The following is an 11,517-nucleotide window of genomic DNA, read 5'->3' as shown; positions in this document are numbered from 1 at the left end:
TGAGAATGCAGCGTAGCCCCTGCAAGAACGCCACCCGCGCACCTCGCGGTTCATGGCTACGCCGGCTTATAGGTCGCTAATGAGACAGTTCGTGAAAGCGGTGGTCGTCAGCATCATTGTTCGGAAATCGCGCGCGACCGGTGCCGCGTTCCTCCTCCCGGTGCTCTGCGCAGCCTGCGCGAGCCCGCATCCACCACCGGGCGCCAGGCTTTACGCGCGGGAATATTTCGGCACGGCGCAGCGCCATGACGTCACCGACAGGGTCGAGTTCTTCGGGGTGGGCTTCACGAAAAACAGTCCTGTAGTGCTCCACGTTGCAGACCTACCGAGCCACACGCAGGACATCGCCGTTCCGGGCACGCCGCCGACGGACCAGTATGGCTTCCTCAACTTCTACTACGAACCACCGTGTTTCTTCAGCCGCGGCGACCGGCCGACGGTCGAACGGCCAATCCGCGTGCTCGCGACCGATGCGGCCGGCTGGACCGTGAATTCCGACGCGCTCACGGCTCAAAGTTTCGCGTGCGATTCGCCGCCGCCAGGCGCCGCGCAAAACGTCGCGCCTGCGAAGTGAGGGCGCGCTGCTCCTTTGCTGTCCGCAATAGACCGTGTCACTCGCTCGGCCCACGCAGTGCGAACGTCACAAAGTGTTATGCGGGTTTCTTGTATGAGATGCCGTTCGAGCGAATCATGTTCGTGGTGGCGGTTGGTCTGGAAAACTGAAGTGAATCGCCTCGGACGTGTCGACCCCGAGCAGTTCCAGCGCTCGCGTCAGAGCATATATCTCGGGCGGGAAATCGAGCTCGATTTCCCGCCGCAGGCGGTCTTGATTCGGACATAGTCGAACAGCGGCGAGGTCGTCGCCCGCTATTTGTTTGCAAGTGACGGGTTGCGGCTCGGCAGTCACTTTCCGGGGGAGCAAACGGTCGCTCGCCAAAAAATTAGGATGCAGCCGACACGACGCCGTTCGAGACCTTGAACTTCGAACAGTGCCCGGCGCGTAGCTACGCACGTAAGTGCCGCTCATCGAGGCCATACTTCCCGCTCCGGCTATCAGCGCAACGATCCTGACGCGGGAGTTTTTTCCGAGTGGCGATCCTACCGTCGGACCACCTGATGGGCGTCTTGAACTGGCATGGGTCTCTCTCCTTTCACATGCCGGTTTCCGTCCGATATTGAAAGGAGAGTAGGGGTTCAAATTACTTAAGCCTATACGTGTCAATTACCCAGGTAAATTGGATGCGCGCGAGGCAAAGACATGTGCCGGGAGTCGGCATATCAAGTGACCATTGTGCTTCCGGGACGGCCGTTCGGATTGTCCCAGTACAAACGGCGGTTCAGAGTCGATGCCCTGTGGAAACTGCGTTTTTTCAGTTGAGCGCAAGATCACCGGTCGAGTCGATCGCGAGTTCATTAGATTGAGCTTGCGCTAATCGGGTGGTCGTCTTGCCCTTTTATGAATTTCCCGCTCGGGGTGCTACCCCCGCAGATCGAGGTGGTTCAATTGCGGGCGTGCTCAAACCCGATCAGATGCCTCAAATCAGTCGCGTCTCAGTTCCGAGTTGTAAGCGAGCACGCCGTTGGCGACAACAAACAGGAAATCGTTATTCGGACCGTCTCCATCATCGACGAGGGTGGCAAGACCCGTCAGCGATTGGCCTCCGACCTGGAGCGTCATGCCATAGATGTCGACAGTCGGATCCAGCACAAACAACGTGCCGGCGAAGATCTGCCCGGTGGCATCCCGAAAAGCAATGTTTCCGCTCGGATCGACGGTGAGTGCGGTCAGTCGCTGTTTGATGGAGTACGAACCCGCAGCGCGCGATATGACACCCGCGTCGTTAAAGTAGTCGTTATAAAAGTTGATGAATCTGATCGTTCCGCTGTCATTCACGGTGGCATAGCTGGCGATTGCTGTGCCCGTTCTATCGTCAAACTGACCGGAGATCTGGAAAGACTGCACGGTGCTCGCGCCGGGTATCGGCTGCACTACGACGACGTTCACGCCATCACAATTCGTCTGTGTATAAGACGTCCCAGCCCCCGAGAAAAAGGGACCGCTTGCCGTAATGCTTGCAGAGATCTGGGCGCAGTCGTCAGTGATGAGCTCAAGTGTGCCACCCGCCGTCACGAGCGCGAACATGCCCGTGTCGCGACCCGTCACATTTGAGTGAAAATTGCCGTTCCAGATCCCCTCCATGTCGCCCGCAACGCCAAGCGGCCTGCTGGCGACGTGGTCGCCGCCGCCGCACGCAACCAGACCGGCGAGCAGTGCGATCGACATCAGCCCAACCCAAAACCGCTTCATGGCCACACCTGGAATGACAGGCGCTGAACTAACGGAATACATCGGCATCCTACCGACGTAAAGTGGTGCTAGCCCTTAGGATCGGTACACTGGCAGCGAGGTTCTCGCGCGAAAGCGGCCCAGATCAGTCGGCCTGACGGTCCAGTCGCGGTTTCCAACAACAAACGCGATTCACCTTGCAGCACCATCGCCGATCGGCAGACGGGGTGGGGCGAGTATAGGCTTCGTAGATCAGGCGTTAGCAAAACGATGAGACCTGAAAAATCCTTCCACCGACCGCCGTCCCATTTCTCGGGCAGTCTTCACCGCGACAACGGACAATATGCGGAGCAAAGCTTCGTCGGACATTCGTTCGGACGTTAGCCAAGTCGCGCACGCGAATGCGAGGTGAGCAATGAAGGTCAAATGTACCGCTGGGGCGCTCCTGCTACTCCTTGCATCGACGATTTGCGCATCTGGCGAGGAGGCGCCTCTGACCGATGCACAGATCGTCGGCATCATCGTCGTAGCGAATCAGGCGGAAATCGCGGCCGGCCAGGTAGCCATGCGCAGAACTCAATCGCGGAGCATACAAAGCTTTGCGAGTCGGATGGTTGACGAGCATGCACAGGTAAATCAGGAGACTGCCGGATTGATGCAGAGACTCGCGGTGACGCCACAACGCAGTGAAACGAGTGACGAGCTGATGCAGCAAAGCTACGACGACCTCGCGAGGCTCAACGCAATTGACGCTCGCGATTTCGATCAGGCATACCTTGATCGCGAGGTCATCTTCTTGCACCAACTGATCAAATCGGTCGATATCTTCATCCGGTCTACGAGGAACGCAGAATTGAAGGTACTGCTCGTCCGGTCGCGTCCTTCTTTTATTCTCCATCTCGACCAGGCTTACCGACTACAGGTGGCGCTCGAACGCCCGGGGTATGGACGATGATCCGCGCGGCGGGACCAGCGCGAGCGCGACCCCGCTGGCGCCACATCCTCGCGTGGCCGACGACCCGTTGCCGACGCCTTTAACTCGCGCCGTTCCTGAGTACATCGAGTGCGGCCGCACACGCGCCTCGCAATTGCTCGCGCATAAGATCCTGCACATCCGGTGTTCGGTTCACAATCGCGTCGCGGATCCGGACCGCCTGTGCGAACGATGCCCGCATACGCCCTCCACGTGCCATCGCAATCCTTCGCAACCGGCGCACGGGCCCAATCAGGGCAGCGTGATTCGCCTGCAATGTGCGATTGTCGGCAATGGTCATGACGATCGTATAAAAACGGTCCAGTGCGTCGACATAGCTCACTGGATCATTAGCTTTCACGCTTTCCCGCATCGCAGCGATCACATCGTCCAGTTGCGCCGCGCCCAATGGCGTGATGCGTTCTGACGCGAGCTGCACCGCGAGGCATTCGAGGGCCGCGCGAACAGTATAGATTTCCTCGACATCGCGCAACGTCATCGCCCGGACATAGGCGCCCACTCTCGGCAGGATCGTGACGAGGCCCTCGCGCTCGAGCTGCGCAAATGCCTCGCGCATCGGCGTACGGCTCACGTTCAGCTGTTTCGCAACCTGCACTTCGGAGAGCCGGCTGCCCGGGGCGAGCACACCTTCGATAATCGCCTCGCGCAATGCGGGCACGACTACGCCTTCACTGAGCGAATCGCCTGACGCATCGAGCGTACGCAGGCGTGCGTGATAACGGGTGGCGATCGATTCGAGCGTCGGCACGTGACGGCCGCCACCGGATGGAACCTTTGCAGAAGATGATTTTGCGGAAGGCATTGACACCTCGAAGCTTCGTGAATACGCTGTATACAAATTATACAACAGGAGACGCCATGGATCGCAGTCCATTGCAGCAGCCCGTTTTGATCGAGCGCGCGGCAGACGTGCTGACGTTCACGCTGAACCGTCCGGACGCGGGCAACGAGATTTCAGGCGCGATGTTCGACGCGATGACGGTGGCGTTGCGCAGCGAGGCGGCCGAGCCGATTGCGCGTGTGCTGCGCATTCGCGCAATCGGTGAGGTATTTTGCACCGGGCGCGAGCGGGCGGGGCGCGATGCCGCCTCCATTCACGCCGAAGTCGCGCGGCTCATCGAGTTCAAGCGGCTCGTGCGGAACACATCGCTAATATCGATTGCCGAGGTGCAGGGCGATGCATCTGGCTTCGGGTTCGGCCTCGCGATTCTGTGCGACTTCACCCTGGTGTCATCCTCGGCGCGACTGGCGTTTCCAGAGATGCGCGCGGGCCTGCCGCCCGCCGCGATCATGGCATATGCAGGTCGCTACGCTTTGCCGAAGGCGCTGTTTCCGATGGTGCTGTTCGGCGATCCCGTCACGCCTGACCTCGCGATGCAGGCGGGGCTCGTCACGCGGGTTTGCGAGCCGGCTGCCTTGCAGGAAGAAGCGGATGAGCTGGCCGATCGCATACTTGCGCTCGACGGAGCGGGGGCGCGCCAGTGCAAGGCGTTCTTCCTCGCCGCGCAGGAAAGTCCCGTCGATCACAACTTCCGCAGCGCCACTGACATGCTGACCGTCAACGCATTGCGTCTTATGCAGACCCGCTGACGCCGCAGTTCATCGCTCGCTCGATACATCACGACGTGCAGGACTGGGCGCGAGGCATCGCGTGAACCGACGCACGCCGACAGGAGACAGATATGAATGTCAACGCAGGGCCCAGGCTCGACCGCCTGCCGATGTCAGGATTCCACCGGCGCATCATGTGGCTGATCGGCATCGGCATGTTCTTCGATGGTTTCGACATCTATGTGGCCTCGACGGTACTTGGCGCAACGCTCAAGACGGGCTTCTCGACGCTCGGGCAGAACGCGATGTTCGTATCGCTGACGTTTGTCGGCATGATGCTGGGCTCGCTGGGCACCGGCTTTCTGGGCGATCGTTTTGGCCGGCGCTTCACATATCAGGCGAATCTCGCTGTGTTCGGGCTCGCGTCGCTCGGCGCTGCGCTGGCACCGAACATGAGCGCGCTGATCGCCTGCCGATTTGTGATGGGACTCGGGCTCGGTGCAGAGAACGTGGTCGGCTATTCGACGCTGACGGAATTTGTGCCGCCGCAAAAGCGCGGCAAGCTGCAGGGTCTGATGGCGGTGTTCGTCGTGTGCGGTTTGCCTGTGGCAGGCTTGCTCGGTCTGCTGCTGATCCCGTCGTTCGGCTGGCGTGCGATGTTCGTGGTCGGCGGGCTTGGCGCACTGTGCGTCTGGTATGCGCGTAAGTCGCTGCCCGAGTCGCCGCGCTGGCTCGATTCCGTCGGCCGTCACGATGAGGCCGATGCGATCCTGCGCCGCGTCGAAGACGAAGTGACGCAAGCGCGCGGCGGCGAGCCGCTGCCGCCGCCCGTCCTCGCGAGGCCGGGCGCGGGCGCGCCGCAGATGCTGTCGTTCGGCTCATTGTTTCGCGGCACGATGCTGCAACGGATGATCGTCGGATGCGTGACGCTCGTCGTCATCAATACGCTGCTGTATGGCTTCGTCACCTGGCTGCCGACCTTCTTCGTGCATCAAGGCTTCAGCATCGCGAAGTCATTCGGCTTTGCGCTCGTGATGTCGCTGGGCGCGCCGATCGGTTCGGCAATCGGCGCATTGACGGCCGACGCATGGGGGCGCAAGCCGACCATTATCGGCTCGTCGCTGGCGGCCATTCTGTTCGGCGCGATGTATCCGTTTATCACGAGCCCGGTGATCCTGCCGATCGTCGGCCTGCTGTTGACTATTCCGATCTACGTTCTGGTCGCGTTGCTGTTCGCGGTCTACGTGCCGGAACTGTTTCCCACCGAAGTGCGGCTGCGCGCATCCGGCGTGTGCAACACGCTCGGCCGTGGCGCGACGATTGTGACGCCGTTCATCGTGGTCTCGCTTTTCGCGCAGTACGGCATCGTCGGCGTGCTCGCGCTGATGATCGGCTTGCTCGCCATCCAGATCGTCGTGGTTGCGTGGCTCGGCGTCGAGCCGACGGGCCAGCGTCTCGAAGACCTGCAGCCAGAAGACACCCGAATCCGCGAAGCGCTTCGTGTCGATGCGCAAGCCTCGCCTCTCAAGTGAATCAACAGGAACGAAACAGTGGATACGACGAACGCGAATCATCTCGACGCTCAGCTTTTCATCGACAGCGAATGGAGCGATGCGGAAGAAGGCCGCACGCTCGACATTCTTAATCCCGCGACAGGTGAAGTGATTGGCACGCTCGCAGCGGCGTCCGCCGCCGACGTCGATCGCGCGGTGCAAGCGGCTCATCGTGCATTCGAGGGCGGCGCGTGGCGCGATATGCCGATCCAGCAACGCGCGCGTGTGCTGAACCGCTTCGCCGATCTGTTCGAAGCAGATCTCGAGCAGTTCTACAGACTGGAGACGTTGAACAACGGCCGGCCGATCTCCGAGACGCGTGCGCAGATCTCACGTCTGCCGCAGTTCTATCGCTATTTCGCGGCGCTCGCGCTTACGCGTCGCAGTGACGTGATTCCGATCGAAGGGCCGTACCTGTGTTACACGCAGCGCGTGCCGCTCGGCGTGGTCGCATTGATGACGTCGTTCAATCATCCGTTGATGATCCTGTCGAAGAGTCTCGCGCCAGCGCTCGCGACGGGGAATAGCGTCGTCATCAAGGCGTCCGAGCAGACGCCGCTCACGACCGTTCGCCTCGTGCGTCTGCTGCACGAAGCAGGCGTGCCCAGGGGCGTCGTCAGTGTGGTCAATGGCGAAGGACGCGAGGCGGGCGCAGCGCTCGCGCAGCATCCGTTGATCCGCAAGGTTGTGTTCACAGGCGGTACCGAAGTGGGCCGCTCGATTGGCGAAGCGGCCGCGCGTAACTTCGCGATGACGACGCTCGAACTCGGTGGCAAGGGCGCTGTGATCCTGTTCGACGACTTCGACATCGAGCGCGCCGTGAACGGCGCGGCATTCGCGGCGTTTATCGGCGCGGGACAGACCTGCGTGTGCGGTGCGCGCATCCTCGTGCAGAGGTCGATGTATGCGGCGTTCCTCGATCGTTTCCGCGCCAAGGCAGCGGGCATCCGCGTCGGGGATCCCGCAGATGCGAAGACGCAACTTGGCCCGGTCATTTCCGATCGCTCGCGGCAACGCATACTGGCGATGCTCGATCGTGCGAAACAGGCCGGTGCGAAGATCCTGACGGGCGGCGGTGTGCCGCAGGGCTTGGCGTCGGGGTTCTTCCTTGAGCCGACCGTGATCTACGACGCCCACCCGCACTCCGAGATCGGCCAGGAAGAAGTGTTCGGGCCCGTCACGGTCGTCATGCCGTTCGAGGATGAAGCCGACGCGATCCGGATTGCCAACGATACCCAGTTCGGCCTCGCCGCTTCCATCTGGACGCAGGACGTCGCGCGTGCGCACCGTGTTGCGGGCAAACTGGAGTTCGGCATGGTGTGGGTCAACGATCATCACCGGCTCGATCCTGCGTCGCCATGGGGCGGCTTCAAGAACAGCGGCGTGGGGCGCGAGACCGGCATCGAGTCGTTCGACCAGTTCAGCGAGCCGCGCGCGGTGACCATCAATACGACCGGCAAGACGGTTGACTGGTATGCGGACGACGGTGAACTGAAGCGACTGAACTGAGCGGGCCGGCATCCGGGCTATCTGGCCTTGTTGATAGGCCCACCGGAGCGATTGCGACGGAATTCCGTCCACGCTGCGAAATACATCACGATCGCTTCCGCTTCTGTGCCCGCTCCGCAACCGTCACGTTGCGGGTTGCACGGGGCGTTGGCCGGTAGTCTCGTCAGTGTGGTGATCCAGGTCGGGGACTGTGTCGTCCCGATGCCTTAGGGGGAATTCCGCCAACAATTGCATCGTCACACGTGAGGAGCCAGCGGCCGGGGCACGGTAATTCACTTCGCGCTGACCCCTGAGCGAAGCTGCGCGTCCATAACACCACGATACTGTATAATCGCGCCCGTCTTAGGGGAGTAGTCTGCTGTGCCACCCCCGGTGCAGCGCCGCCGTCAACATATTTGGCATCCGTGCCATGGCGTCGGCAGCCGTTTCACGGCCTGGCGAGACCTTTGACGTTTCCCTTCTACCCGAGCCGGGCGAAGGGCAGCGTCATTGGTTCATGTGCCCGGCTCGTGGAGATCAAGAAAGTGTCACCCATACCCCACCTCCGTATTTCGGGACGTGCGTCATGATTTTGACTTTCGTCCTGCTTATCGCGTCCGCCTGCATTATCTACGTCTCCTGCGAAACCTTCGTTAACGGAGTCGAATGGCTTGGCAACAAGCTGAACATGACACAGACGGCAACGGGTACGATCCTGGCGGCATTCGGCACGGCGCTGCCAGAGAGCGTCGTAACGCTGGTTGCCGTTGCGTTCGGCAATACACCGGCACACAAGGAGATTGGCGTCGGCGCGGCCATTGGCGGACCGCTTGCGCTCAGCACCATTGCATATGCCGTCGTGGGCCTGGCGCTGCTCGCGACCGCGAAGCGGGTGGGCCGTGCGAGAGCGAATGCCGTCGATGCCGATACGCGGCGCCTGCGACGCGATCAGATCTGGTTTCTGGTTATCTTCGTCATCAAGATTGCGCTGGGCCTGTTCATGTTCAGTCTCAAGCCAGTGCTCGGCCTTGCGTTTCTTGCGGCGTATGCGCTGTACTGCTGGAAAGAGTTGACAGCCGAGGGTGAGGCAGGTGATCAGGAAGAACTTGAGCCTCTGAAGCTGCGCCCGCGTGAGGAGAATCCCGCCATGGTCTGGATTGTTGCGCAGACAGTTGGCGCGCTCGTCATCATCTTTCTGGCCTCACACCTGTTCGTGACCCAGATCGAGGCAGTCGGCCCATGGCTTGGTGTCGCCCCGCAGTTGACGGCGCTGCTTTTCAGTCCGATCGCAACGGAACTGCCCGAGATCATGAATGCCGTGATCTGGGTGAGGCAAGGCAAGGAGCGGCTTGCGCTCGCAAACATCAGCGGCGCCATGATGATCCAGGCGACGATTCCCACGGCGTTCGGCCTGTTTTTCACGCCGTGGCATCTGGCCGCGCCATCCATTGTCGCGGCAGTAGTGACGGCGCTGGCGATCGTCTTTCTGCAGTGGATCTTCCGGGCGCCGCGCGTGTTGAGCCGTCGACTGGCCTATGTGGGATACCTGTATGGGGCATTCGCTGTCCTGCTGTTTGCCGTGAGGTGATTCTGGGCGTTCGCTGGTTCGCGACGGGTCATGAGCCATGCGCGTCGGATATCCACATGCGGACAACCACGACCATTGATTTCATTCTGTGGCAGCGTTGAACCGGCATCGATGGACAAGGAACACGGGCGTCGACCGGAGCACCGGTCCTCGCCCTGATTCCGACGGGTAGCTGGACCGACTCAGCTCGCAGCCAGCGAAAAGAGCGGTCCGACGCGTCATCAAGCTTCGCTTGCGCATCAACGTCCATGTCCGGGCACAGTCCCCATCTGCTCGAATGTCATTGTCCTCTTGCCTTGGGCCTTTCAATGGGTGACGCATTTAACCGGATACGGATAATTCTGCGAAAAGCCCCCACTCATGGGTCAGGGCAAGACGCCAGTAAGGATTCTGGCCCCGCAGATAGATCTGCGGGTGGTTCGGATCGCCGGCCTTGTCGCCCTTGCTCATGAACGACCAGATACCATCAGCGGTGCTATACAGAGACACTTCTGCATAAAGCGTCCGGTTCCAGTAGACGTAGCCGCCCGCGCCCACCACCTGCTGCGCCAGCGTGCCTTCAAGGATTGGCAGGAACTGGAGTGAGGCAACGGTGCTCGTCGAAGATGAAATGTACGGGTAACTCCACGCCGGCGAGCCGTTCCAGACATCCTGCACCGTCGGATTGTTGTGCAGGGTGGTGCCAAGGATCAGGTCGTTTGCGTCTCCAATGATCCTGTCGACGTAACGGAAATCCATGTTGTCCGACGCCCAGTGGCCAATCCACTGTCCATTACTTCCCTGATGGTCGTAGTTCGAATAACTAAATTGTGTAAACGCACCGATCCTGTCTGTGATCTTTCCGGCGAGGAAGATGCTGACCGAGTCAAAAATCGGCAGACCGTCTTTGAGAGAGACAACATTGCCGCTGGCGTCATGGTTAAGCTTCGTCCTGGTCAGATCAAGCATTGCCATCACGGCCACTGCAACAGTCCGTTCGCCGAAGGTATATCCGTTCACTTGAACATTCGCCCGTAGGGCGTCAGCTCGGGAAATTGTCCGCCAGCGTGACATGCCACACAGCTTTGTCCCGTCTGGCGCGCAAATATAGGTAGCGCTTGAACCGCGGCGGCAACTAGCAGGCAAAGCAGGGCGATTGCCAGCGTCGAGATGCGACCGGTCAGACTATGGGCGACATCGTTGCCTGTAGAAGCCTGTGACATGTCAGCCTCTCCCGCGACAGGTTCCGCATTCGGGCAAGCGCGGCGCGCGGCGCCCCGTGCCCACGCGGTAACGGGGCGACAACCAGGCACTTCGCGCACGGCATGACCGGCGTCGCTTGTACATCGGCGAGGTGGGGCAAGCTCATACCACGATCGGGTGATGCTTGCCCGCGCGCGGAGCGCGTTTTCCAGACTCCAAAACGAGTGCGCACACCGGTTTATTCCCTGCGCAGGGAGCCGAGCACGCAAGACTCGCGATCGCCTTCGGAAGTCAGAACAACGATCGTTAGCAGATCGTAAATGAAGTGGGCGTTGCGATCGGAAGCTAAGGGAAGCTTGCTTACCACTTTTGGTGAGCTTCGATATGTGTGGGGTTATCCCTTCGCTTTGAAGGGTGCAGCAGCCCCAATCTACTGCGGCTCGGCTCCGTCCCTTCTATGTGTCGCTGCGGGATCGCGCCAGTCAGTAGCTAGCAACATAGTTAGCATAACTATATTAAAAGTGTAGGAATAGCAGTATCCACAAATTCCTTCCAGCCGCATCTCCTGGCGGTGAGACTGGTTCAAAACGTTTCACAGCTGGCACGCCAAACGCCCCTGACTTCATCAAGCGCTGAACGGCAGGAGACTGAACGCAGGTGCCTTGAGCGGAAAGCACATTGCAATGTTTATTACATAAAGCATACGCAAGTCATTGATTGCAAATGGGAATTGTTTACATTAAGATCCGGACCAAAAAACCGATTCATGACCAAATATGACAGAAGCGATCACAAGGGAGACTTGCGTGCGAGATCTACTGACGCACGATCCACCTCCTCATCCATCACGCGCCTGACCATGTGCGTGTCTGGC

9 protein-coding genes and 1 riboswitch are annotated in these 11,517 nt (G+C 60.4%); of the genes, 6 read left to right on the top strand and 3 right to left on the bottom strand.

The genetic code is table 11. The annotated features are described in order from the left end of the window. The first annotated feature begins 91 nt into the window (after positions 1–91). On the top strand, positions 92–574 hold the full coding sequence (locus BN2476_RS41140; RefSeq protein WP_143811185.1) for a hypothetical protein: 483 nt from the start codon (positions 92–94) through the stop codon (positions 572–574). A gap of 966 nt (positions 575–1,540) precedes the next feature. On the opposite strand, the gene BN2476_RS41135 is transcribed toward BN2476_RS41140, so the two are convergent. Further along, the gene (locus BN2476_RS41135) at positions 1,541–2,308 is read right to left on the bottom strand and encodes a hypothetical protein (RefSeq protein WP_235851200.1); all 768 of its coding nucleotides are present in this window, start codon (positions 2,306–2,308) and stop codon (positions 1,541–1,543) included. Between the two features lie 394 nt (positions 2,309–2,702). Between BN2476_RS41135 and BN2476_RS41130 the strand changes: the two genes are divergently transcribed. Further along, complete coding sequence (locus BN2476_RS41130; RefSeq protein ID WP_087739883.1) at positions 2,703–3,242, top strand: DUF4142 domain-containing protein; 540 nt, start codon at positions 2,703–2,705, stop codon at positions 3,240–3,242. A 79-nt stretch (positions 3,243–3,321) separates the two neighbouring features. On the opposite strand, the gene BN2476_RS41125 is transcribed toward BN2476_RS41130, so the two are convergent. After that, entirely contained in the window at positions 3,322–4,083 is a 762-nt protein-coding gene (locus BN2476_RS41125; protein ID WP_087739882.1) for a GntR family transcriptional regulator, read from the bottom strand. A 56-nt stretch (positions 4,084–4,139) separates the two neighbouring features. Here BN2476_RS41125 and BN2476_RS41120 point away from each other — a divergent pair, with 56 nt between their 5' ends. The 4 genes from BN2476_RS41120 (at position 4,140) to BN2476_RS41105 (ending at position 9,461) form a co-directional block, all read left to right on the top strand. Then, the gene (locus BN2476_RS41120; protein ID WP_087739881.1) at positions 4,140–4,871 is read left to right on the top strand and encodes an enoyl-CoA hydratase/isomerase family protein; all 732 of its coding nucleotides are present in this window, start codon (positions 4,140–4,142) and stop codon (positions 4,869–4,871) included. Between the two features lie 92 nt (positions 4,872–4,963). After that, positions 4,964–6,364: an MFS transporter gene (locus BN2476_RS41115; RefSeq protein WP_087739880.1), complete on the top strand. Its 1,401-nt coding sequence runs from the start codon at positions 4,964–4,966 to the stop codon at positions 6,362–6,364. Positions 6,365–6,382: 18 nt separating this feature from the next. Continuing rightward, positions 6,383–7,894, top strand: a complete 1,512-nt coding sequence (locus BN2476_RS41110; protein ID WP_087739879.1) for an aldehyde dehydrogenase — start codon at positions 6,383–6,385, stop codon at positions 7,892–7,894. A gap of 333 nt (positions 7,895–8,227) precedes the next feature. Beyond that, a riboswitch (yybP-ykoY riboswitch) is annotated at positions 8,228–8,401 on the top strand. Positions 8,402–8,459: 58 nt separating this feature from the next. After that, positions 8,460–9,461: a sodium:calcium antiporter gene (locus tag BN2476_RS41105; RefSeq protein WP_087739878.1), complete on the top strand. Its 1,002-nt coding sequence runs from the start codon at positions 8,460–8,462 to the stop codon at positions 9,459–9,461. A gap of 321 nt (positions 9,462–9,782) precedes the next feature. Here the strand turns inward: BN2476_RS41105 and BN2476_RS41100 are convergent, their stop codons facing one another. Then, the gene (locus BN2476_RS41100) at positions 9,783–10,460 is read right to left on the bottom strand and encodes a hypothetical protein (protein ID WP_235851198.1); all 678 of its coding nucleotides are present in this window, start codon (positions 10,458–10,460) and stop codon (positions 9,783–9,785) included. Between the last annotated feature and the right edge of the window lie 1,057 nt (positions 10,461–11,517).

The sequence above is a fragment of the Paraburkholderia piptadeniae genome, from assembly GCF_900007165.1.
Classification (GTDB): domain Bacteria; phylum Pseudomonadota; class Gammaproteobacteria; order Burkholderiales; family Burkholderiaceae; genus Paraburkholderia; species Paraburkholderia piptadeniae.
The sequence above is the reverse complement of the archived record's forward strand: the minus strand, read 5'-3'. Positions and strand labels throughout refer to the sequence as shown.

What these genes read in the sequence shown, in the direction of transcription:
- BN2476_RS41135 (WP_235851200.1), bottom strand. Translation starts at nt 2,308, where the DNA reads ATGAAGCGGTTTTGGGTTGGGCTGATGTCGATCGCACTGCTCGCCGGT.
- BN2476_RS41130 (WP_087739883.1), top strand. Translation starts at nt 2,703, where the DNA reads ATGAAGGTCAAATGTACCGCTGGGGCGCTCCTGCTACTCCTTGCATCG.
- BN2476_RS41125 (WP_087739882.1), bottom strand. Translation starts at nt 4,083, where the DNA reads ATGCCTTCCGCAAAATCATCTTCTGCAAAGGTTCCATCCGGTGGCGGC.
- BN2476_RS41120 (WP_087739881.1), top strand. Translation starts at nt 4,140, where the DNA reads ATGGATCGCAGTCCATTGCAGCAGCCCGTTTTGATCGAGCGCGCGGCA.
- BN2476_RS41115 (WP_087739880.1), top strand. Translation starts at nt 4,964, where the DNA reads ATGAATGTCAACGCAGGGCCCAGGCTCGACCGCCTGCCGATGTCAGGA.
- BN2476_RS41105 (WP_087739878.1), top strand. Translation starts at nt 8,460, where the DNA reads ATGATTTTGACTTTCGTCCTGCTTATCGCGTCCGCCTGCATTATCTAC.